Consider the following 22,663-nt stretch of genomic DNA (forward strand, 5'->3'; position numbering starts at 1 on the left):
GGCTGCTTTCGTTTTTTCAGATGCGTATTGGGTTTTGAGAGATGCAGACCTTTAGGTGCGCAATTTGAAAAGCCAGTATAGATAAAGAGAGAAAGGACCCAGACGGCTTGAATGACATTCAACAATTGATGGACGCTGCGAGGCAAGTAACGCCTTATTTGAACGGTAAAGTAGCGCCTGCTGAGACGGGCATGTTGCTTGTGAATGACGACAACAGTGCGTTGCTTACCAAGATGTATCAAGAGATATCACGTCTTCACCCGGAAGCTAAGCACGCTTATTTCTTAACACGCACTTTTAGTTTGCTCAGCTGGCAGCCTATCTATTTGGCGTTCATTGGTGTCTATGGCTTTAACATGATCCCCGATTTTTCATCAATGAGTCAGAACTATCGCAATGGTCTGATATCCGGGTTTCATTTCGACTCGAGCGAATGCCGTCGAGGAGACAAAGCGGATCTTATTGCTGAAGTAGGGCAGACGCTAGGTGACATTGTCATGTATTGGCAGCAAGAGCTGGATGTTCTTTATCGTTGTCGCCCTGGGTTCAGTCGTCAGCTAATGGCGGACTTCCTGTTGATGTCTTTAATGAAAGTCCATCATCATTTTGATGCATTTGAACGGGATGATGTCATTGAAGACGCGAAACTTTGGTTAGAGGCATTCCAATTGCCAAAGCAAACGATAAAAGGATTTTCTGTCGAATCCCCATTAAGTTACACGCGAAAAAGCTGCTGTTTGGTCACCCAAACAAAACACGGTGAGCTGTGCGCCGATTGCCCAAAGCAGCGAGTTGCTGAAGATAAACAACGAAAGAGATCCCATGTATAAATTACGTGATATTGAGGTGATTCGAGATGGGCGAAACATCCTATCTATTCCCGATTTAACCATTGAAAGCGACCAATTTACCGTTGTGCTCGGCCATAACGGCTCAGGGAAATCGACGCTTGTGAATTTGCTATCGAATCAATTTTCTCCAGAAAAGGGATCGGTATGGTTGAACGACAAGTTGGTCAATGACTATAAGCCGAAACAGCTGGCCAAGAGTGTGGCTTACCTACCGCAAAAGTTACCTGAAGTCGCGGGGTTAAGTGTCTCAGAATTAGTCAGGCTGGGTCGTTACCCTTGGCGAGGTGTTTTTGGGCGATGGAATGATCAAGATACAGAGCTGATTTCTCAAGCCATGGAAATGACTGGCGTTACCCAGTATGCCGATACGATTGCAGAGCAGTTGTCGGGCGGTGAAAGGCAGCGGGCGTGGGTGTCGATGCTGCTTGCCCAGCAATCTGACATTTTGATCCTAGATGAACCAACCTCAGCGTTAGACATTCAACATCAATATCAACTCATGCAGCTTTTAAAAGACCTCAACGAGCAAACGGGGAAAGGCATCATTGTCATTATCCATGATTTGAACCTTGCGCTTAAGTACGCGAGTCGTGTTGTGGCATTGAAAATGGGCTCGGTGTTTTTCCAAGGGGAAACCAAGCTTCTACACAATGAAGCAATGTTGTCCGAGTTGTATTCGACGTCAGTTAAGTTGATAGCGCACCCAACGCAAAACCATAAGGTGGCGGTCGTATGTTAAAGACAAACAGGTTAAGAAAATTGACCCCATCAGCAAAGTTCAACACCTCGGTTTTTCATTGGGTGGGGAAATTGATTGCACTGAATATAGCAATAACTACGGCACTGTTCTCATGTGTTGTCAGTGCTCAACACACCGCGGAAGATAGTGTTGGCGTGCATACCCTAGAAGCAGTGCCACAACGAGTGGCGGCATTAAACTGGGATATTGCTGAACAGGTCATCGAACTTGGCATTACGCCTATCGCGATGCCAGATATCGCGGGTTACCAAGAGTGGGTTGTGCAACCTGCGGTTGATCCTAGTGTTGAAGACATTGGTACACGAGTCGAGCCCAATTTTGAACGCTTGGCGGAGTTGAATCCCGATGTCATCGTTATTGCTTCACCTCAGTTGGATTTGAAGGAACGCCTAGAGCAGATCGCTCCGGTGCTCTATTACCATACCTACAGTGACAAACACGATAATGCACAGGCCAGCATTGACAACTATCGTTTGTTGGCCGCGTCGCTAGGAATAAGTGACTTTGCAGACGCGAAACTCACGTCAATGGAGTCACGGTTTACTGAAATGTCGTTGCAGCTCGATAGCGCCTACCCAGATGGAAAGCCTAAAGTGAGCGCTTTTCGCTTTGCGAGTACAACCGCCGTTTACCTCTATGGTGATAACTCAATGACGCAGTATGTGCTGCAACGGTTAGGGTTTGAACCCGCCATTGAAAAACCGGCGACTCAATGGGGAGTAACGCAACTACGCATAAACGAACTTAAGAATGTGGGTGATGGTGTCGCGCTGTATTTCAAGCCGTTTGACCAGGAATCGCAACTTAACCGCTCTGTACTTTGGAAGGCGATGCCATTTGTTCGAGGTGGGCGGATTAACAGCGTAGAGCCGGTTTGGAATTACGGTGGAGCCATGTCGTTGCTTTATACCGCTGAAGCGATAACCGAAAGCCTGTTAGCCATCGCGCCTGTCGAAGCAAAAGAATAAGGTAGAGTAAACTCGTGTTGAAAACTTATTCATTGTCTCTGTTTCTATTGGTTAGCATTGTTGCATTGAGTCTTGGTCATCTCGGGTGGGCGACCGAGTTATCGATATTTGAGCAGCTAAATCTGTTGGGTTCGTTGTCGTTGAACTTTGATGATTACGACGATTTTGAATCCATCGTGTTCACCCAATCTGCGTTGCCTCGATTTGTCATGGCATTGATGGTTGGTGGCGCTCTAGGGCTTGTTGGGAGCGTATTGCAACAGCTCACTCAGAACCATTTAGTGAGCCCATTAACGCTAGGTACGTCGGCCGGAGCATGGTTAGCTATGGTGATAGGGAGCGTTTGGTTCCCATTAGCTATGGCAGAATATTCGTTGTTCGTGGCCTTATTGGGTTCGATGTTAACGTTTGGTCTTGTCATTGCGATTGTTGGTTTGAAGAACCTATCAGGGTTGCCGATCATTTTGGCGGGCATGGCAACCAACATTCTGATGGGTTCTATCGCAACGGCCATCATTCTTCTTCATGACCAGTATGCAAGGAACCTGTTTGTATGGGGGGCCGGTGATCTTGGTCAAAATGGTTGGGAAAATGTGCTTTGGTTAGCGCCTAAACTCATTCCTGCGTTTTTCCTGATTGTGTTTGCACCAAGAATTCTGGCGCTGCTGCGTATTGGTCAGAGTGCGGCTAAGGCTCGCGGCTTAAGCATAGTGCCCGTTTTTGTTCTTATTTTGGCCGTTAGTCTATGGCTGGTTTCCGCTTCGATCAGTGTCGTTGGTGTGATTAGCTTTATTGGTTTGTTAGCGCCCAATATCGCGCGTGCGGTGGGTGCTAGAACCCCTCAAAGTGAACTGGTAATGAGTACCTTGCTTGGCGCGGCTTTGCTTATCGCGACAGACTGGTTTGCCATGTTCATTGGCAATTTCACCCTTGATATGGTTCCAAGTGGTACGACAGCGGCACTCATCGGTGCGCCAGCGTTAATATTCTTCACTCGGCGCAAACTCAAAGCCCAAGATCAAGTGTCCATCTCGCTACCCAAGACCAACACTGTTTTCACATCGCGCCAGTATTTAAAGCTCATCGGTCTATTGCTAATGAGCTTACTGGTGGCGTTTGTCGTGACAAGAAGCAGTGCAGATGGCGTTGTAGCATGGGTCATTCGTTTTCCCGATGCGTTTGCAATGGGCCTACTTTGGCCACGTGTATTAACGGCAATCTGTGTGGGTGCTGGGCTAGCTGCAGCAGGGGTTCTATTGCAGCGACTCATTTATAACCCGCTAGCAAGCCCTGATATTCTAGGGTTATCGGCCGGGGCAACGTTGGTTTTGGTAGCGGCCAGTATTTTTGTGGGCGTGAATATTTTTGAATCAGCGCCACAGCTCGCATTCTTTGGCAGTATGTCGGTGCTGGTGTTGCTATTGGTATTGGGAAGAAAAAATCACTACGCACCATCAATGCTGATCTTAACGGGGATCTCGTTGACTGCTTTAATTGATGCTTTGGTTCAATTTACGTTAGCGAAAGGCAATGAAAATAGCTTTACCATTCTTGCTTGGCTAGCAGGCTCGACTTATAGAGTTACCCCTAGTATGGCAGTCAGTTTGCTCATTGCTATGCTGATGATGTGTGGTTTGGCGTTGGCGACACATCGCTGGCTAACGATGTTGTCTGCAGGCCGAATGTTTGCAAAGGCAAGAGGTGTGAATGTGCCAATGGCGTTTATTATTTTGTTTGTATTGGTCGCTCTAATTTGCGCAGCCACTACAGCGGCTATGGGCCCGGTAGGATTCCTCGGCTTATTAGCGCCCCACATGGCGATCATGCTTGGCGCAAAGCGGGCGAAAGAACAACTCATAGTGGCTATGCTACTTGGGGCGACATTGCTTCTCGTCGCCAATTGGTTGGGGCAAACCATTCGCTACCCATCTGAAATAGCGGCGGGTACCATCGTATCGGTTATTGGTGGGAGTTATTTCCTATTGCTGCTGTTGAAAGGTCGTAAGACTGAATCTGTTGTCTAATTTCCGCCTTGAGAAAAGTGAGTGTCAACGTTGTTTGGTTGCCATGTAAAAAGGCCATCAGCTTCAGTGATTCATTCACTTTTGAGTTCTCGTTTGAGCACGTTAGATTTCCAGTAACGTGATTGTCTATAATGCGTTGGCAGTTGTTACAATTGAGACATTAGTTAAGCTAACGTTAATCAATGATTACAGTATGTTAGCGCCAAAGGTGGAGAAGAGGGTCAACAAGAATTGTTAGGGTGAAAATGGTATTTATTCGTTTTCAATACATTAACTTAATGGTATTGTTTCTCATTAGCATTAAGCGAAATGCAGTGAACAAATTTGAATGAAAGCGGTAGCTTAAGTCTTAGTTACCCGCCTTTTATTGCTAGTATTGATGTGCCATTACTCAGTTTGTTGTGTGAACAACAACTACTCGATAAACGTGATATTTTTAAAGTGAAATTCAGGTATGAAATTAATTAGAGCGTGCAGCCTAGCTGTGTTAACCACAGTGTCTTGCTCGAGTCTAGCGTCCACGCTTTCCGACGCAACCGCGGTACAAAATGACACACACAAGAGTGCCGCTCGAAGCCAACAGTTGATTGATAATAGCTTCGATTCTTCTCAACAATTAAGAACGGATATAGAGCAACTGGAACAAGAGTTGAAAAACTTACAAGTATACCGTCAACACCTTGAGTCTATGGTCGCAAATCAACAGCTTGAGGCGGTCAGTCTAGAAGAGCAAATTGACCAAATTCAAGACACGAGACAAGGCGTTGTTCCTTTAATGTATCGCATGCTTGAAGGACTGGAGCATATCGTTGATAACGATAGCCCTATTCGCCAACAGGCAAGGGTAGAGCGTATTAACGGATTGACGGATATGATGCGCCAATCTGATGTCAGTGACGCTGAGAAGTACCGTCGAATCCTTGAAGCGTATCAAATAGAGATCGATTACGGCACCAAGCTTGGCGTCTACTCTGGCGAAATAGCACTCTCTAATGGGCAGGTTATTGATGCGGAAATGTTCTATCTTGGCCGTATTTCTTTGATTGCACGTAACCGCTCTGGTTCAGAATACTGGACTTGGGATCGCGTGAACAAGCAGTGGAACACGGTCAGCACTTCTCACAATAAACAACTTGATTCAGCATTTAAAATGGCGAATAACCAAACGGCTCCAAGCCTACTCACTATCCCTCTTTCCTTTGAACCGTCGTCGAATGTGCTGACTGACCGCAAGGAGGCTTTATAATGAAGGCGCTTACATTATCAGTCATGTTACTCTCCACTGCGCTTAGCGGTGCCTATGTTGCTCCTGTTCAAGCTGAACAAGGTTTAGTGCAAAAGGCCAAAGCGGATAATCGTCAACAGAAGAAGCAAGATGAAGATCGTGAACGTTCTTTTGAAATGACGGAAGAGAAGCTTTCCCGTATCAAAGCGGAACTGAAAACCAAGATTGAGCACGAGCAAAACCGTACGGATGAGTTAGCGGAGTTATTCAGTAATAACGAGGATAAGCTTGCTCGACTTGAAGAGAACCTTCGATTGGAAACAGGAAGTCTCGGTGAACTATTTGGTGTTGTTAGACAAGTAGCAAAAGAGATGGAACCGAATGTAGAAGAGTCGGTTACGGCGATCGACGCCAATCGTTACTCTTCATTTGTGGACACCATCATAGAAGCGAGAACCTTGCCATCGATGCCTGAATTAACGGGCTTGTGGCTTAGCCTAAGCGAGCAGATTGATGCCAGTGCGCGTTTGTCTTCTGTTGAAGTGCCAGTTGTCGCCTTAAATGGTGAAGTGAATAACGAAAAGGCCTTCCGAGTTGGCGCTTTTGCTCTGGTCGGTGATCAGGGTTACTTAAACTGGGACAGTGTAAGAGAGCGCGCTGTACTTTATAGTAATCAACCCAACCTAGTACCCACTGCCTCAGCGTTTCAATCGATATTAAGCGATTCGGGTGCTAACCAAGCTCAAGTATGGGAAGTCGATCCTTCACGTGGGGTGATTTTGTCACAGCGAGAACTCAACCCTACGCTTCAAGACAGACTTGAAGCCGCAGGTGTGGTGGGTAAGGTCATTCTTGGTCTACTCGCGATTGGACTACTCATTGCATTATATCGCGGGCTGGCTTTAGCGATTGCACAGGTCAAAATTCGTCAGCAACTTAAAAATCCAGAACACATTGGGAATAACCCATTGGGTCGAATTCTTTCTGTCTACAACAAAGAGAACAATCGAACAGTAGAAGCATTAGAATTGCGTCTATTGGAAGCGGTGGTGGATGAGCAAACCCATTTGGAAAAAGGGTTGTCCATGCTTAAGTTGTTTGCAGCACTTGCACCAATGCTAGGTTTGTTGGGTACGGTAACAGGCATGATTGAAACTTTCCAGGTGATCACACTCTTTGGTAATGGTGACCCTAAAGTGATGGCAGGTGGTATTTCAATGGCACTGATGACAACGGTTCTAGGCTTAGTTGCCGCGATGCCGTTACTTCTGGCCCACAACATCTTGAGTACTCAAGCCGAGAACATTCGAAATATTCTTGAGAAGCAGGGGATTGGCCTTGTTGCACAGCAGGCAGAGCGCGATGATCAAATCGAAGTGTTCTCTAAAGGCGCACAGCTTCAAGAGACACCAGCGTAATGACAGAGGTGTTAGCAAGACTCGAATTTGACGCCGTGCTTGGATTTATGAGCCAAGGCGGACAGATCTTATGGTGGTTGGCTGCGGTTGTCGTCGTGACATGGTTGTTTGTTGCTGAACGAGTGATCTATCTGGTGTGGTCTTTTCCGAAAGAGAAGCAGCACTGGATCAAAGCATGGCAGCAAAGAGAAGAACATGCCTCTTGGCATGCGTTAGCGATCCGAGATGGATGGGTGTCTCAAGCCAATCTAGCCTTGTATCAACATCTCAACCTCATCAAGGTATTGGTGGCAATATGCCCAATGCTAGGTTTGTTAGGTACGGTGACGGGAATGATTTCAGTGTTTGATGTCATGGCAACTCAAGGCAGCAGCGATCCAAAGTTGATGGCGTCAGGCATTTCTCTTGCAACGCTGCCGACTATGGCCGGAATGGTTGCGGCACTTGCAGGGGTGTTTGTCCATTCACGCTTAACGAAAGCGTGTCAAACCACACAGTTAAAATTAGAACAATCTTTAAGGAGTCAACGATGAGATTAGGCCGTCGCCAATCCAAGCAAGAAGACGCGCAAATCGATATGACCTCTATGCTCGATATCGTTTTTATAATGCTGATCTTTTTCATCGTGACAAGCTCATTCGTTCGAGAGTCTGGTGTTGAAGTGAATAGGCCGCAGGCATCGAATGTTGTGAGCCAAAAAGACGCCGGTATTTTCGTGGCGATTACATCGGCCAACGATATCTTCATTGATAAACGTTTGATTGATGTGGAACGCGTGCAAGCCACGTTAGAGCATTTATTACTTGAAAAGCCGGAAGCGTCGCTTGTTATTCAAGCTGACGAGAAAGCCTACAATGGCACGGTTGTGAAAGTGATGGACGCGGCGAAAGGGGCAGGAGTCGTCAACATCGCGTTGGCTGCGGAGAAGTCTTAATGTTTCGTGTGATGATCGCGACACCGCTCGCTTTAACGATTGCATTTGGTCTATTTAGCTTTATGGCTTGGATGGTTCAGCCAAAGCATGCGCAACCAGCGCAGCAATCTGAGCCACTGCGATTCGATATGGTAATGATGGAAGAGGAGTCTCTGACGCAAAGAAGAAAGCGCAGTGTTCCTGAGCCACCAGATCCGTTAGATCCGCCGCCACAAGCACCGCTGTCTCGTCAGCAGGTTCAGTCTCAAGATATGTCGCATAGTGCTTTAGAGATGCCCGCTCTAGAGATGGCGACTTCGGTTCAAGGGTTGCAACTCTCTTTACCTTCCATTGGCGAAGTGAGTATGGATCAAAATGCAATGCCACTGCACCGAGTCGAGCCAGCTTATCCTGCAAGAGCATTGCGACGAGGGCTTGAAGGCTATGTCATTATGCAGTTTTCCATCGATGAATTGGGGCGTCCGATTGATATTGAAGTGGTAGAGGCCGATCCTCCAAGGCAGTTTGAACGAGAAGCGATGCGTGCACTAAAGCGTTGGAAATACCAACCGAAAGTGGTAAATGAGAAAGCGGTTGTTCAGCATGGTCAATCCGTAAAGCTGGAGTTTAGGTTGTCTCAATGAGTATAAAGTTGAATAAAAGAACGGCGCCAGTGAGCAATAGAATCATAGGCAAAGCGGTGCTCTTTGCCGCTTTAACTGTTATGCCAATCGTAAATGCAGCAGCGAATGAATTGAGCCATTCTACGGCGCAACGGGTTCAAAGCGCACACGTTCATTCGCTCGAGGGGGAGCTTACTCAGGCTATTGAACTCTTAGAAAGCATTTCAACCAGCCGAGATTACGATAAAGCGTTTGTCGCGAGAATGCTGGGTGTATTTTATTGGCAGAATGATCAAATTGAAGCGGCGATTGCACAGCTTAGGTTTGCAGTAGAGAGCGGCAATCTGGATGAAGAGCAAACCGTTGATACAACAAAGATGTTGGCTGACCTTTATTTGTCTAATGTGCAGTTTGAAGAAGCCTTGGGCTTTTACCTTCGCTTAGTCAATTCAGGACATGCCAATGAGATGACTTGGTTGCGTATTACTCAGTCTTACTATCAATTGGCAAAATGGCCTGATGTACTGAACTCTGTTAAACAGTATCAGACACTTGAACCGAGGCTGGATGTCGCGATGCTTTCGATGCGATTGGGTGCGGAGTTTCAGTTAAAGAAATGGTCAAGTGCGTCGAATACGTTGGGCCTACTGATTGAGTTAGAACCCGACAACGCTCGTTGGTGGCAGCAGTTGGTGAGTATTGAAATTCGCCGAGAAAGATCGAATTCCGCACTCAATGTGCTGACACTGTCGAGACTTCAGGGAATCCCTCTTAGTCAGCATGAAGTAAGACTACTTGCTCAGCTTTATGCCACTCAAGGTATCCCTCTCAAATCAGCGCAGACCCTCGCATTGCTTGACGACGCTAAGACGGATATGAATACGATTGTTCGACAGGCACAGCTTTGGCAGCAGGCTAAACAGTGGAAGACAGCGGTTGAATATTGGCAACTCGCCGCAACGCGCAATGCTAAATATCATTGGAACGTTGCTCAATTGTTCTTGAGTCAACGAGATTATGATTCAGCGCTCATCGCCCTTGAACAAATTCCAGAAAAGCAGCTCAGTTCTATTATGATGTTTGCGAAAGTGCAATCGGCTTATCGCACTCAGCAACTTAAGCTGGCGCTAACTTATGCAGAGAAGGCGAGAAGTTTTGAGTCAACAGACGAGAGCGAACATTGGGTTGCGTACTTATCCAAGCAAGAGGAACTCAGCAAGCAACTGTAAGCCAGTATTTGAATTTTAAGGCTCCTTGCCTACATAAAAAAGAGTCGACTATTGAGGTCGACTCTTTTACTTTTGTTTTCACATTAAGTGCTAATCAGGTTGTCGGTTTTAAGAGGATTTTTCCCCTCCGGTTTGATAGATATGCACATCTCGTTGCGGGAATGGAATTGTGATGTTTTCTTCATCAAAGCGTTTCTTCACTTTCTCTGTGACATCCCAATAAATATCCCAATAGTCTTCTGTTTTGACCCAAGGTCTGACGACAAAGTCCACCGAAGACTCATTAAGAGTGTGAAGCTTGACCATAGGAGCTGGGTCACTGAGGATGCGTTCGTCACTGGCTAAAATATCGTTAAGCACAACCTTAGCTTTGTCTATGTCATCGGCATAGCCAATACCAAAGACCATGTCGACACGTCTGGTGGTTTCGGCCGTAATATTGTTGATGACATCACCCCAAATCTTGTTGTTTGGTATAACAAGACGCTGATTGTCTATGGTTTGAACGGTGGTGGAAACCAGACTCATGTTTTTTACTGTCCCTTGTATTCCAGAAACCTTCACCATGTCCCCTACATCATACGGTCGATAAATCAGGATCATGAGTCCTGAGGCGAAATTGGATAAGGTGTCTTGTAGAGCAAAACCAATGATTAAGCCAGCTACACCGAAACCGGTGAGTAGCGGGGCCAACTCAATACCAATCTGTGACAGCGCAATGAGGATCCCGACAAAGATGACGGCTTTAGATGCGACCGATACAAAGAAGTCTTGCATTAAGACGCTAAAGTCCATTTTTGAATGTTTTACGCTGCGTTGTACGCCTTTACCTACAACTTTTGCAAGCGTTTTTGTTCCATAAAGTATGGCTAAGAACAGGCACAGTTTAAGGAACATTGATGGCGTGTTTTCAAAAGCCCATATTTTGAAAGACTCTAGCCACTCTTCAAACAATCCAAGCGCCACATCAACATCGAGCACATCGGCATTGATGTCTCCGGTAGTGGCAAGCAGCAGTTGTTTGAAATCGGTCGTGTCGACGCCTAATGATTCCATCAATGAGACGGTAGACTGCAAGCTGATAACTGTCATGGCAATTCGTTCGTTGAACCGTATGATTTCCTGAGTCAGTGTCGCTTTTTCAGTCTCACTTACGAAAGTCATCCGTCGTTCGACTTCTTTCTTAGTTGAGTCAATGTACAGGATAGCGTTAGACAAAAACTCAGCTCTCTTTTTGAGTTCTTTTTTCAACTTCGCGATAGGCTTCGCGACCTCGAGATTCCTTTGTTTTGCAAGCCCAAAGGTAGTGGATAGCTGCTCATAATAGATGTCCATAACGCCGATTCGTTTCTGTACGATCAGTTCGAACTCTATTTTTTCATCCCCTTTGGTGTCGCGCGCCTGCTTAGCTATGCCTTCAATACTGCTATTGCTGAGATCGATAAGGGATTCTAGTAAAGCGATTTGCTCTAATATCACTTGGTCAATGCGTTTATCTTCAGTGTTTAACGATACTTCTTGAGCAATTTGTTCTCGGAGTGCTTCATTTTTCCGTCTTAAAATGTCCTCCAAGAATGATTGTTCACTTACGTGTGCTTCGGTTAACGCGACTAAGTCATTTGTCAGCCTTTGCTGTCTCGAGGCAAGCTTATCGATATTTGCAAAGGAAGAGAATGAAACAAAGAGCAATAAAAACGTGTAGATAGAGGCTTTAAAATAGGAGGGCATAGTTCACCTTGAGGTCATGATCACTTAATTAAAAGTAGCAGGTAATAAAGAGCTTTCCTTTGATTGTTTCAAATGTGTCGGGATGATCACGGCCAGTTATTAGCTGAGAGTTAATTTAGTAATATTCCTGCTGAATGAATGGCTTAACTCGTATTGAAGGTGTAATTATAAGGGGCATGGTTTACGGAGAAGTATTTGCATATTTGGTACCTCTCACAAGAATGAAGTGTGTTGCCTTACTATTTCACTTTCTCTCATAGCAAGGCGAACATGGCGCAGGGAACGTTTCTTTTGCTGAATTTTAACAGTACACCTTTGACGCTTTAGATTGGGTTAATCGGGAAGGTTTTCACCACCATCATCAAGTGTACCTGGACTTTTCCAATACGAAAATTGGGGTGTCCAATCTGAGGCGCTCATTCCAGCCAGACCAAGAAGGCTCCACATTGAACAATAAAGATCACCGGGGCCGAAAATTGCGCTACTTTGTCGGAAAATTTTGCCATCGATGAGTTCATACACAACGGCACCGGGCATGTTACTTTCGCCTTCCATAACGCTTTGCTCTTGGATGTATTGACCGCCAGAGTGAGAAGCCATCCTAAAATTCCAGCCTCGTGATGATGCAAAGCGTCTTTGATCTGCGGGTGTATCTTTTGAAACCATTACTACGGACATGACGGATTCTAAGTGTGGAATGAATCCATTAAACCCATCTCCCCAAAGTGTGCAGTATCGGCAGCCTTGACCCATGTTGTGAATCACAAGCAGCGTATCTTTGGTTTCAAATAGCTGACTTAAAGATATGGGTCCTTGCAGCGTTTCGAAAGGGTAGTCGGCCACTTCTTCTCGAGCGGAGTTACTTTTACGTAACTCAATGAGTTTCGAGTTGAGCTCGAATATTTGTCTTTCTAGCGCTTGTATCTCGGATGTGGACATGGTGATACCTCTCTGTGGCAGATTAAACACTGGCTGGTTATGCAGTGGCTAGCTAAGCGAACTCTTGCTCTTAAGCGTAGCTCAATCTGCTCACTAGGATGTGTAGAGGCTTGTCGATAATTTACCCTTCCTAAGCGCTAAGATTCTTCAGGCAGCATTGCAAGTGCACGATCAAAGTCAAACTCTTCAAGTGCGTTTTTCACTTGAATGAGTTGTTGTTCTGTAAGACCTACAAGTGCACTACGTTCAATACTGTCTGCGAGAGTTAGCGCTTCCGTGTCGTTGTCATCAATGGCTTGTTTAAGTGAACGAAGCAGTTCGTGATCTAAGGCATGACTGTTGGCGTTTTCGGCACTGTCTGCTGTGGCTGGGCCCGCGTACGACTCACTCAATATTGGTGATAACATGAGTTGAGAAATAGTGGCCTTTAGCTGATCCATCATGTGCTGTTTGAGCGCCTCATTGCCCGTATCCGCTTCTAGTTTTTCACAGCTTGCCTGCAATTTAGATACGCCAATATTACCAGCAACACCTTTTAACGTATGCACATAGCGTTTTACGTCTTCCTGAGAGCCTGACTCCAGCGACTCCGACACTATGTCTAGATTTTGATAGCTATCCACAAACCGCTTGAGAAGCTTTTTGTACAAATTGATGTCGCTGTTGGCTCTGGTCAGTCCCGCCTCTGTATCGATCCCTTCTAGGGTTAAGAGTGCTTTCTCATCTAAAGTGCGTTGTTCTGGCGTTGTATTTTTAACAGGTGAGGTTTGACTCTTTGCGGCAGAAGAAAGGGTTGGATTTTTTGGGGTGATCCATTGAGCCAACGTACTGAACATAGCACCCACATCTATAGGCTTGGCGATGATGTCATTCATGCCACAGGCTTTTGCTTTCTCTTTGTCCCGCTCCATCACATTCGCAGTCATCGCAATAATAGGAATGTTGTTGTCATCCAACTCATTTCTTATCCAGGCGGTGGCTTCATACCCATCCATAACCGGCATTTGGCAGTCCATCAATATGCCATCGAAATCGAAAGTCTGATGCTTTTCAATTGCTTCTTTACCATTTTCAGCAATGGTCACCTTGATTTTCTGCCCTTCGAGTAATTCAACAGCGAGCTCTTGGTTTATTTCGTTGTCTTCAACAAGCAGCAAATTAGCACCCGCTAAATGCTGAACGTTCGCAAGTTGATTCTGTTCTTGGACATCACTTCGACTTACACGCTCTGATTCAATGCCATACAGGTTAACGATGGCATCGTACAGATGCGATGAGGTAATCGGTTTGTCGAGAATATTGAGAGCGGGCAGCTGACGCTTATTGAGGGCCTCTGCAAGTTCTTCTCTACCATAAGAGGTGAGCATGAGCATTTTAGGCTCATTGGCTAGCTCAAGATGGTTAACGACGGTGTCGATGAGGTCAATCCCGTCTTTCCCCGGCATTTGCCAATCTGAAATAATCAGATCAAACTGGCTAGCATTTGAGTCATTCGAAGCGTTTAGTAGGGTGATTGCTTCTTCAACGCTGGAAGCCGAAGCTGAATGGAAGTTGAGGGAATGTAGAATTTCACTAACAATGAGGCGAGCACTCGCATTATCATCGACGATGAGAACGTTAAGGTGGTCTAGATTTTTAGGGACAACAATGGATTCTTGTTTTAGCGTTTTACTCACTTTCATTTTGGTTGAGAAAGTGAAGGTTGAGCCTTTGTTCTCTTTTGTTTCAACCGAAATACTGCCGCCCATTAAATGCGTTAACTCTTTACTGATGGCGAGCCCAAGACCAGTGCCACCATATTTTCTGGTGGTTGAGCTGTCCGCTTGCGTGAACTTGTTGAACAATTTAGATGCTTGTTCCGGAGTCATGCCAATGCCACTGTCTGATACATCGAATTGCAGCCTAATTTCATCGCTGCCCATCTCTCTTTCCAGAACTTTGATCGCGATTTTAACTTCACCTTTCTCGGTGAATTTAACAGCATTGTTGGCGAGGTTAATCAGTATTTGACTCAGCCTTAAAGGGTCACCAATTAAGGTTGTAGGGACGTCTCTGTCTATATGAATGAGCAGTTCTAACCCACGCTCTGATGCGCGAAGTCCCACTAAATTTGAAATGTTATCGAGCACATTTTCTAAGTGGAAATCAACGTTCTCAATATCAAGCTTTCCTGCCTCGATTTTGGAAAAATCAAGAATGTCGTTAATCAAGCCGAGAAGAGAATCCGATGACAGCTTTACTTTCTGAATGTAGTTGCGTTGTGCTTTGGTGAGGTCGGTTTTTAGAGCAAGGTAACTCATACCAATGATGGCGTTCATTGGTGTTCGAATTTCATGACTCATGTTTGCAAGGAAATCTGATTTGGCTTGGTTGGCTGAATCCGCTTCATCTCTGGCAAGCGACAAGTGCTCAGCAAATCGCTCTAGTGCAGCATGAGATTTATTAGCAAGTAAGCCTAAGAGCAAGAGCGTAACCAGAAAGAAGCCGCCACCCAGTGCGAGGTAGGTCGTTATATTATCGGAACTTTCGACCGTGTCCTGTTGGGTTTGATACGCGTTGTTCGTGAGTTTTGTTAGGTCGGCATAGCTAACATTGAGCTCATGGATACTGCTATTGGCCAGCTGGCGTAGCTCAAAGAGTTTTTGGAATGCGTCCGTATACCGTGTGATTTGTGTGTTGAGTTCCAAAGCTGTTTGCACTTCTTTGGCATTGTCCAACTGCGGCTCAATGTCTTTGAGCAAACGCAGAGCCTGGGCTAATAGTGTCTCAATTTGGGCCGCATTGCTGTTTTGGGTTTGTTGATTTATTGAAAACCCATAGTCACGATAGTATTTTTTTATGTTCGTGTTGATTTCTTGTAAAGATAAAAGCCCTGAATTTAGCGTTAGTCTGTGGTTGATTTCGTGCTGAATTTTAGAGACTTCATTCTGCTGTTCAGCGAGTTTGTCTTGGAGATGCGACCGCAGCGCAAGAGCTGCGCGAGAGAATTCCGCTCCAGCCAGGTCGACTTGCTTAACAATATTCTTTTTAAGTTGAGCGCTGACGTTTTTTAAACTCCGAAGGTGAGTAAACGTAGACAGGTAACGGTTATAGGCGTTTCTGATAAGGCTCACTTTATCGAGGCTGGCTTGGTCTTTAAGCGTATTTTCTAATTGATTCAGGTTAGAGTTCGTAACCTGCAGTTCCAGCTGAGCTTTACGGAAAAACTCAAGATTACCTTCAAGGATATAGGACTTCTCATAGTTTAGACTGTTAGCTATTAGCCCTACTATTTCATGGGCTTGAATTGCATTTCGAGTACTTTTCCCTACTTTGTCTCGAAGTATTTCGATTTGAGCGACACTTTCTTCGATCGCTAGCTTTTGATTTTTTAATGACTTTAGAACTGTGATGGTGCCTTCATCCGCGATCTGTGACATGGTTTCTTTCGTTTTTCTTCGGAAAGAATCTGTTTCGACAAAGCTTTTGAATTGAGATCGATACTGCTCTAGCAATGCTAATACTTGCTCATTCAGCCCTTGCGTGACCGCTGTGTTTGCCAAGTTTTGAGTATGATCGAGCAACTCTAAGATCTCCTGAGCGACTTCTTTGTCGTTCAAGCGAATGTAGCTTTGTTCATTTATTTTTATGTTGCCTAAACTCGAGACTATTTGGGCGTTAGTCGCGTAACTGTCTACTGTATTGAACCTATCATTAAGGCTCATCCACGCCACCGTTCCAAAGGTGAACAGCAATATGGACGCAAGGATAAAGCCGAGAAGTATGCGCTTCGAATCGAGAGCGTAGTTGTGAACTTGATTCATCAATAGTCCCTATTTGGTTGTTACATTACATCTTTGAGAGAGTCACGAATGGCGAGAACATCGTCGAGCTTACTAACAAATATTGGGACTAGGTTGGGGTCAAAGTGTTTACCCGCTTCCTCTTCAAGGAGGCTGATGGCTTTTTCAATGGGCCATGCTTTTTTATAAGGACGCTCACTGGTGAGTGCATCAAACACATCGGCGATAGCAACAATTCGCGCACTGAGCGGAATGTCTTCCCCTTTCGTGCCGTGAGGATAACCACTGCCGTCCCATTTTTCATGGTGGTAAAGGGCAATTTCACGAGCCATTTGAAGGAGCAAAGAGTCGCTCTCACCAATAATGTCACCACCAATCTTAACGTGCTGTTGCATGATGTCCCACTCTTCGGCATCCAGCTTTCCTGGCTTACCTAATACGTAATCTGGGATCCCAATCTTTCCGATGTCGTGCATAGGGGATGCCTGAAAAACAAGCTCTCTCCAACGCTCGTTGACGTCAAGTTGTTCGGCAATAATTCGGGAGTAGTGACTCATTCTGATAACGTGCATGCCCGTTTCGTTATCTTTGTATTCTGCAGCGCGCCCAAGGCGTTGAATGATTTCAAGCCTAGTTTTCTCAAGTTGCTCTGTACGTTTCTTAACCTTAACGGCCAGCTCTAGATTCTGGTTATGCAGCGCGATGTGAGTTTGAACACGCGCTTTCACAATCGGAGGACTGATGGGCTTTGTAATGTAATCAACAGCGCCGAGTTCAAACCCCTTTTGTTCATCCACGACTTCTGCTTTTGCGGTAACGAAAATGACTGGAATGTCTGAGGTCAGTGGGTTTGATTTTAGTTCTTGGCAAACCTGATAACCATCCATTCCGGGCATCATAATATCCAGAAGGATGAGGTGTGGTTTAGGTGTTGTGTTGGCTATTTGAATTGCTTTTTGGCCACTCGTGGCCGCTTTAATTTTGAATTGGTCAGAAAGAATGCCAGACAGCGTATGAATATTATCTGGAATATCGTCGACAACTAGAATGACTGGCTTTTGTTCGCTTTCGTTTTGCATACGTGTTAAATCCTTTTAACTTCCTAATTTAATATGCATTTTTTCTTAATGCTTTGCTGCGTATCACGTCTACGCTGATATTAAGAATAATAGTTATTTTTCATGCAAGTGCGATCTTATATTGATAATTATGTTGAATTGTCGGTTCGAGGCCACAGTTTAAAGAAGATATAGAGCAGGGCTTAAGCATAAACATGAGTAAAACAGCGCCCCTTCAACAAAATGCTGAAGGGGCGCGATTTGTGTGGTGAACAACTACCAATGATGCAAACGCAGAAGGCTTGCTCTTCGGTATCGTCATCACATACAGCTAAACTCGGCTCGCCATAAGAGTTCTTTTGAATCTCTCATCGAGCTGAGAACCTCTTTACCAGAGAGTTGAGGGTAAGCTTGTGCTACTTTGATTTCGCTGTTTGTGTCCAGCGCTTCGTAAGCCCTAACGTGGGTAAAGGTTGTATTGAGGTTTTTCGACAGCATGGATTTGGACAGGCAAATCCCAAAAACGTCCTTTTTCATCGTTCTTTCCTCTGAACTTATCCTAGCCGGATAGCGTTGACTATAGTCAAAAGCGGATTTGATTTTATTGTTAACTTTCGACGATTAGGCTTTTGCAGAGAGCCTAGCCCAAATAATAATTAGGCTGATTAAATTATACTCAGAATCGCAGCGGCTGTATAAAAAATAATCTAAATTCGATGTGATTTAGATCAAGTAATTAAATGCATTTAGTTTTATATGTTTTCACGTGTTTCAAGATTATGGCGGCTTGAACGGCAAAGCGGTGAGTCTCCTTCACAGATATGACGCACTGATGTCTTCTTTTTGTTAATTAAGTGTTAGTTTTATCAACGACAAAGGAGAGTATGAATGAAATGGAGTCGTATTAGCTTTCGAAAACGTATGTTAATCATTATGACGTTTTCTGGGCTATTTGAGTTGCTTATCTTGGTAGCGGCTGGATTTGTTTATATTAAGCATGCACAGGAAGAAGAGATGGGCCAGAAGGCACTTGGTGTTGCCTCGTTTCTTGCAAGCTCTCCTTACGTACAACGCGTCATTGCCGATCGAAACAACGTTAAACAGGAACGTTTTCGTGATTTAACGACGATGATAGGGGCGGCGTTTATCGTTATTGGCGATAATAATGGTATTCGACTCGTTCACCCTATTGATGAACGGGTCGGTCTTCCTATGAAGGGCGGAGACAACATTCGAGCGTTGACTCATGGGGAAGCCTACATTTCATTTGCTCAAGGCTCACTTGGGTATTCAGTTCGTGGTAAAGCGGCGGTTTTTGATGATAAAGGCAACATCATTGGTGTTGTGTCCGTTGGGTATTTGATTGATCGACTAGAAGACCGAGTTGAACCCTTCTTAGCCTTTCTTCTCGCTATGGCATTTTTGGTTGTTGTGGCCAATGCGATAATTTCAAATTACGTTTCGCGTCGCTTCCAACGGGCAATTTTAGGTTTTGAGCCTGAAGAAATCGGTCGCCTTTATGTCGAACTTGATGTGACGATGAGTACCATCAAAGAAGGGATTCTTGGCATTGACGCAAAGGGTAACCTGAGATCAATCAATAAGAGCGCATGCGACATACTAGGCATTGATAAAGAGAAGTCGCTGAACAAGCCATTAACTAAAATTCTGCCTGATAGCGATCTGTCCGTGGTGCTAGAAACGGGTAAAATTGACCACGATATCGACATATTCCTTAATAATAAGAAACTCATCGCTAACCGCAGCCCAATAATCGTTGATGGTATTGTCGTGGGTGCGGTATCGAGTTTCAGACTTCGCGATGAGATCAATGTTCTTAGTGAGCAGCTCTCACAAACAAAGGCCTATGCAGAAATGCTTCGTTCGCAGACCCATGAACATCGAAACAAACTCAATACTATTAGTGGCATGGTTCAAATGGGGGAGTTAGATTCGGTTCAAAAATTGATTGGCCAAGAGACGGCCCATTATCAAAGTTTGATTGAGTTCTTACGTGAAACCATTCGAGAACCACTGATTGCCGGTATGTTACTAGGTAAAACAGAACGAGCACGTGAGCTGGGCCTTGGGCTTGTTGTTGAAGAAGGCTCAAGACTAGAAGTGCTGCCTGAAAGAGTCGATCCAAGTGATGTTGTCACCATTTTGGGCAATATTATCGATAATGCGTTTGACGCCACAATGTCTGCCATTGGTGAGGGTCAGTTAATCAGTCAAGAACGTCGCGTGATTGAGGTTTCAATCAGTGATTACGGAAGTGAAGTTATATTAGAGGTGACCGACCAGGGTGTTGGCTTACCAAAAGAAGTCTCCAATGAAGAACTGCTCGTGAAAGGCATATCAACAAAGGCGAGTCAAAATAGGGGAGTTGGGCTTCACTTAGTGAACCAGCTTACCCTAAAATATTATGGACAATTGGAAATGGGCGAAAATAAGGAATTCGGCACAAGGATGACTGTTTATCTACCTAAGGAAGAGCAACGATGAGTAAGCCTACACGAGTGATGATCATCGAAGATGATATAGCGATTGCGGAACTGCATCATCGTTACCTAGCTCAAATGGGAGGCTTTGAGGTTATTGGTATTGCGACTTCAAAGACAGAAGCAGAAATGCAGCTCGATATACTGAAACCTGATTTGGTTTTGCTCGATGTGTATCTTCCAGATGGTACTGGTTTAGATATATTGCAGAAGGTGAGGGGCTGTAACCAAGGTTGCGACGTTATTCTAATTACAGCCGCAAGAGATGTAGACACACTTCAGCAAGCCATGCGTGGTGGCGTTGTGGATTACTTGCTGAAACCAGTCATGTTTCCACGCCTTGAAGCAGCGCTTAAAAAGTATCAAGACCAGAAGAATCAACTTGATAGAGCAGACGATCTCAATCAGAACTTGGTCGATAAAATGCTTCAGTCTTCCACCTCGTCCGAACAACAAAAACAGCGACTGCCTAAAGGTATAGATGGCGTGACTTTAGATAAAATCCGCAATCTCTTCCTAACCCCGGTAAGTTTAACCGCAGACGAAGCAGGAGAGAGTATAGGCGCAAGTCGCACAACAGCACGTCGTTATCTAGAGTACCTGATTAGCTCAGGTGAATTAGAAGCCGATCTAAATTATGGAACCGTTGGTCGGCCTGAAAGAAGTTACAAAAAGATAGCGCGTTAGCAAAGCTCTCATCAGATTACGTGTAAGGGCTGCACACAAGCCAATTTCCTCAAAGTTATCGTCAATGCTCGCTAGGTCTATGTTTGCTAGAAAGGGGCTTTAATTAAAGCACGGGATTTACTAGACGCATTGACTATCGCTACCTACCTTTAATGATAGAAAGGTTATTAATAAAGGAGGTGATCATGTGTGCTTTAAAGCGTTATGTGTGTCTATTGATTTGGGTTGCCAGTTTCCCAACCTTCGCAGAAACCTTGAATACGCTATCGTATTATACAGAAGAGTACCCACCCTATAACTATACCGTTGACGGAGAAGTCACTGGGATTGCGGTTGATTTGCTTTTGAAAGCCTCCCAAGTGGCGGAAAGTCCAGTTAAAGCTGCTAACATTGATGTAAAGCCTTGGGCGCGTGCTTATCGCTATACATTAATTACAGACAATGCGGTTTTGTTTTCCACCACCCGAACACAGTTACGTGAGCATTTGTTCCAGTGGGTTGGCCCAATCAGTACGACGCGTATTGTGGTTCTTGCTAAGAAGTCGAGCAACATAGAGATCAATGAGCCGATTGATCTTTTCAAGTATCGCACTGGTGTCATTAGAGATGATGTCGGTGAACAGTTAATGTCAGAGCTTGGTGTTCCTGTTGATTCAATGCAAGAAAGCTCTTATGCCAAGACGCTTGCGGAGCAGTTACATAAGGGACGAATTGATTTGTGGGCCTATGAAGAGAACGTGGCAAACTGGTGGATTTCGCAAGTAGGCTACGACACGAATGAGTTCGAAGTCATATTTGTGTTACAAGAAGCGGAGCTATATTACGCTTTCAACAAAGATATTGATAAATACCTTATAGATAAGTTGCAACAAGCCATTGATAAGGTTAAAACTAACAATAATGACGATGGTATTACACAATATGATGCCATTATTAATCAATACCGATAATAAATTGCAGATGTGACAACATGAGCCAGAGCAACAGTACGATTCTAACTGAAAGTGGTACCAATGAACTTGAAATCATCGAGTTTCATTTAGAGAAGCAGTTACCTGATGGTAGTACTAAGACATGTTACTACGGAATTAATGTAGCGAAAGTGCGGGAAGTGATTCAAGTTCCCGATACGACGGATTACCCAAATGCACAACCACATATGGTTGGTGTTTTTTCTTCGAGAGATATTTTGACTCCCTTGGTTGATCTTGCGGGTTGGCTGGGTGTACCAACAAAGGCAGATTTAGAGAAGAAATTCGTTATTGTTACTGATTTCAATCGCATGACCAATGGGTTCCTGATTGATAGCATTAGCCGAATTCACAGAATTTCATGGAACGATGTGGAATCACCTAGCCAATTTTTAGAAGCTGGTGAGCAAGATTGTGTCGTTGCGGTCGTGCGTAAAGACAAGAACCTAATAATGATCTTAGATTTTGAGAAGATCATTGCTGATATCAACCCTGAATTGAGCATGGAAAAATACGACGTTAAAGTTGACCGTTCTGTCGATCTTGCTCAAGAAGCGATCACTAAACGTAACGCTCGTACAATCATGGTGGTGGATGATTCGGCGTTCATTCGTAATCTCATTCAAGACACGCTAAGTTCTGCTGGATACAATATCATTGCCTGTAAAGATGGTGGCGAAGCTCATGAGAAATTAATGGAGTTAGCTAAAGTCGCGAAAGAAGAAGATGTACCGCTTGATGAGTTGATTAATGGCATTGTCACGGATGTTGAAATGCCAAGAATGGACGGTATGCATTTGCTCAAGCGGCTGAGAGATAACGACTCATACAGCGCTGTACCGATCGTTATGTTCTCTTCTTTGATGAGTGAAGATAACCGTGCTAAAGCGTTGTTATTAGGTGCGAATGACACCATAACGAAGCCAGAAATTGGAAAAATGGTCGCAATGATGGATAAATACATCTTCGAATAGCGTGCCATTGTT

The 22,663-nt window shown here is 44.7% G+C and carries 19 protein-coding genes; 14 read left to right on the forward strand and 5 right to left on the reverse strand.

From position 1 onward, the window contains the following. The first annotated feature begins 107 nt into the window (after positions 1-107). The 10 genes from BCU12_RS22240 to BCU12_RS22285 all read left to right on the forward strand — a co-directional run bounded on the left by BCU12_RS22240 (position 108) and on the right by BCU12_RS22285 (position 10,011). On the forward strand, positions 108-830 hold the full coding sequence (locus tag BCU12_RS22240) for a siderophore ferric iron reductase (RefSeq protein WP_133153912.1): 723 nt from the start codon (positions 108-110) through the stop codon (positions 828-830). Then, a complete protein-coding gene (locus BCU12_RS22245) occupies positions 823-1,590 on the forward strand; it encodes an ABC transporter ATP-binding protein (protein ID WP_102406837.1) in 768 nt (255 codons plus the stop codon). Before BCU12_RS22240 ends, BCU12_RS22245 begins: the two co-directional genes overlap by 8 nt. Continuing rightward, complete coding sequence (locus BCU12_RS22250; protein WP_102406839.1) at positions 1,584-2,579, forward strand: iron-siderophore ABC transporter substrate-binding protein; 996 nt, start codon at positions 1,584-1,586, stop codon at positions 2,577-2,579. Before BCU12_RS22245 ends, BCU12_RS22250 begins: the two co-directional genes overlap by 7 nt. Positions 2,580-2,593: 14 nt before the next feature. Beyond that, on the forward strand, positions 2,594-4,603 hold the full coding sequence (gene fhuB, locus BCU12_RS22255) for a Fe(3+)-hydroxamate ABC transporter permease FhuB (protein WP_241909894.1): 2,010 nt from the start codon (positions 2,594-2,596) through the stop codon (positions 4,601-4,603). 454 nt (positions 4,604-5,057) lie between these two features. Continuing rightward, positions 5,058-5,849, forward strand: a complete 792-nt coding sequence (locus tag BCU12_RS22260; protein ID WP_102406841.1) for a DUF3450 domain-containing protein — start codon at positions 5,058-5,060, stop codon at positions 5,847-5,849. Between the two features lie 23 nt (positions 5,850-5,872). Then, entirely contained in the window at positions 5,873-7,246 is a 1,374-nt protein-coding gene (locus tag BCU12_RS22265; protein ID WP_241909896.1) for a MotA/TolQ/ExbB proton channel family protein, read from the forward strand. Further along, the gene (locus BCU12_RS22270; RefSeq protein WP_102406845.1) at positions 7,246-7,779 is read left to right on the forward strand and encodes a MotA/TolQ/ExbB proton channel family protein; all 534 of its coding nucleotides are present in this window, start codon (positions 7,246-7,248) and stop codon (positions 7,777-7,779) included. The genes BCU12_RS22265 and BCU12_RS22270 overlap by 1 nt, the downstream gene beginning before the upstream one ends. Then, positions 7,776-8,180, forward strand: coding sequence for a biopolymer transporter ExbD (locus BCU12_RS22275; RefSeq protein ID WP_102406847.1), 405 nt, complete (start codon positions 7,776-7,778; stop codon positions 8,178-8,180). The genes BCU12_RS22270 and BCU12_RS22275 overlap by 4 nt, the downstream gene beginning before the upstream one ends. Further along, positions 8,180-8,803 (forward strand): energy transducer TonB, encoded by a 624-nt coding sequence (locus tag BCU12_RS22280; protein ID WP_102406849.1) that lies wholly within the window; start codon positions 8,180-8,182, stop codon positions 8,801-8,803. The genes BCU12_RS22275 and BCU12_RS22280 overlap by 1 nt, the downstream gene beginning before the upstream one ends. Before the next feature lie 8 nt (positions 8,804-8,811). Next, the gene (locus tag BCU12_RS22285; RefSeq protein ID WP_157939899.1) at positions 8,812-10,011 is read left to right on the forward strand and encodes a hypothetical protein; all 1,200 of its coding nucleotides are present in this window, start codon (positions 8,812-8,814) and stop codon (positions 10,009-10,011) included. A gap of 108 nt (positions 10,012-10,119) precedes the next feature. On the opposite strand, the gene BCU12_RS22290 is transcribed toward BCU12_RS22285, so the two are convergent. From BCU12_RS22290 to BCU12_RS22310, 5 genes are all read right to left on the reverse strand, one after another. Next, complete coding sequence (locus BCU12_RS22290) at positions 10,120-11,739, reverse strand: mechanosensitive ion channel domain-containing protein (RefSeq protein WP_102406852.1); 1,620 nt, start codon at positions 11,737-11,739, stop codon at positions 10,120-10,122. 333 nt (positions 11,740-12,072) lie between these two features. Next, the gene (locus tag BCU12_RS22295) at positions 12,073-12,678 is read right to left on the reverse strand and encodes a DUF899 family protein (protein WP_102406854.1); all 606 of its coding nucleotides are present in this window, start codon (positions 12,676-12,678) and stop codon (positions 12,073-12,075) included. Positions 12,679-12,815: 137 nt separating this feature from the next. Further along, on the reverse strand, positions 12,816-16,481 hold the full coding sequence (locus BCU12_RS22300; protein ID WP_102406856.1) for a response regulator: 3,666 nt from the start codon (positions 16,479-16,481) through the stop codon (positions 12,816-12,818). Positions 16,482-16,501: 20 nt separating this feature from the next. Then, a complete protein-coding gene (locus BCU12_RS22305) occupies positions 16,502-17,539 on the reverse strand; it encodes a two-component system response regulator (protein WP_102406858.1) in 1,038 nt (345 codons plus the stop codon). 300 nt (positions 17,540-17,839) lie between these two features. Beyond that, entirely contained in the window at positions 17,840-18,055 is a 216-nt protein-coding gene (locus tag BCU12_RS22310) for a hypothetical protein (protein ID WP_102406860.1), read from the reverse strand. Between the two features lie 351 nt (positions 18,056-18,406). Here BCU12_RS22310 and BCU12_RS22315 point away from each other — a divergent pair, with 351 nt between their 5' ends. The 4 genes from BCU12_RS22315 to BCU12_RS22330 all read left to right on the forward strand — a co-directional run bounded on the left by BCU12_RS22315 (position 18,407) and on the right by BCU12_RS22330 (position 22,651). Further along, complete coding sequence (locus BCU12_RS22315) at positions 18,407-20,023, forward strand: sensor histidine kinase (protein WP_102406862.1); 1,617 nt, start codon at positions 18,407-18,409, stop codon at positions 20,021-20,023. Then, on the forward strand, positions 20,020-20,706 hold the full coding sequence (locus BCU12_RS22320; RefSeq protein WP_102406864.1) for a response regulator: 687 nt from the start codon (positions 20,020-20,022) through the stop codon (positions 20,704-20,706). Before BCU12_RS22315 ends, BCU12_RS22320 begins: the two co-directional genes overlap by 4 nt. Positions 20,707-20,891: 185 nt before the next feature. Beyond that, on the forward strand, positions 20,892-21,656 hold the full coding sequence (locus BCU12_RS22325; RefSeq protein WP_102406865.1) for a transporter substrate-binding domain-containing protein: 765 nt from the start codon (positions 20,892-20,894) through the stop codon (positions 21,654-21,656). A 20-nt stretch (positions 21,657-21,676) separates the two neighbouring features. Further along, positions 21,677-22,651, forward strand: coding sequence for a chemotaxis protein (locus BCU12_RS22330; RefSeq protein WP_102406868.1), 975 nt, complete (start codon positions 21,677-21,679; stop codon positions 22,649-22,651). Positions 22,652-22,663 lie beyond the last annotated feature (12 nt).

The sequence above is a fragment of the Vibrio sp. 10N.261.55.A7 genome (assembly GCF_002877365.1).
Taxonomy (GTDB): Bacteria; Pseudomonadota; Gammaproteobacteria; order Enterobacterales; family Vibrionaceae; genus Vibrio.

What these genes read in the sequence shown, in the direction of transcription:
- BCU12_RS22270 (WP_102406845.1), top strand. Translation starts at nt 7,246, where the DNA reads ATGACAGAGGTGTTAGCAAGACTCGAATTTGACGCCGTGCTTGGATTT.
- BCU12_RS22260 (WP_102406841.1), top strand. Translation starts at nt 5,058, where the DNA reads ATGAAATTAATTAGAGCGTGCAGCCTAGCTGTGTTAACCACAGTGTCT.
- BCU12_RS22250 (WP_102406839.1), top strand. Translation starts at nt 1,584, where the DNA reads ATGTTAAAGACAAACAGGTTAAGAAAATTGACCCCATCAGCAAAGTTC.
- BCU12_RS22305 (WP_102406858.1), bottom strand. Translation starts at nt 17,539, where the DNA reads ATGCAAAACGAAAGCGAACAAAAGCCAGTCATTCTAGTTGTCGACGAT.
- BCU12_RS22295 (WP_102406854.1), bottom strand. Translation starts at nt 12,678, where the DNA reads ATGTCCACATCCGAGATACAAGCGCTAGAAAGACAAATATTCGAGCTC.
- BCU12_RS22280 (WP_102406849.1), top strand. Translation starts at nt 8,180, where the DNA reads ATGTTTCGTGTGATGATCGCGACACCGCTCGCTTTAACGATTGCATTT.
- BCU12_RS22315 (WP_102406862.1), top strand. Translation starts at nt 18,407, where the DNA reads ATGAAATGGAGTCGTATTAGCTTTCGAAAACGTATGTTAATCATTATG.
- BCU12_RS22245 (WP_102406837.1), top strand. Translation starts at nt 823, where the DNA reads ATGTATAAATTACGTGATATTGAGGTGATTCGAGATGGGCGAAACATC.
- BCU12_RS22330 (WP_102406868.1), top strand. Translation starts at nt 21,677, where the DNA reads ATGAGCCAGAGCAACAGTACGATTCTAACTGAAAGTGGTACCAATGAA.
- BCU12_RS22310 (WP_102406860.1), bottom strand. Translation starts at nt 18,055, where the DNA reads ATGAAAAAGGACGTTTTTGGGATTTGCCTGTCCAAATCCATGCTGTCG.
- BCU12_RS22320 (WP_102406864.1), top strand. Translation starts at nt 20,020, where the DNA reads ATGAGTAAGCCTACACGAGTGATGATCATCGAAGATGATATAGCGATT.
- BCU12_RS22300 (WP_102406856.1), bottom strand. Translation starts at nt 16,481, where the DNA reads ATGAATCAAGTTCACAACTACGCTCTCGATTCGAAGCGCATACTTCTC.
- BCU12_RS22265 (WP_241909896.1), top strand. Translation starts at nt 5,873, where the DNA reads ATGTTACTCTCCACTGCGCTTAGCGGTGCCTATGTTGCTCCTGTTCAA.
- BCU12_RS22275 (WP_102406847.1), top strand. Translation starts at nt 7,776, where the DNA reads ATGAGATTAGGCCGTCGCCAATCCAAGCAAGAAGACGCGCAAATCGAT.
- BCU12_RS22325 (WP_102406865.1), top strand. Translation starts at nt 20,892, where the DNA reads ATGTGTGCTTTAAAGCGTTATGTGTGTCTATTGATTTGGGTTGCCAGT.
- BCU12_RS22290 (WP_102406852.1), bottom strand. Translation starts at nt 11,739, where the DNA reads ATGCCCTCCTATTTTAAAGCCTCTATCTACACGTTTTTATTGCTCTTT.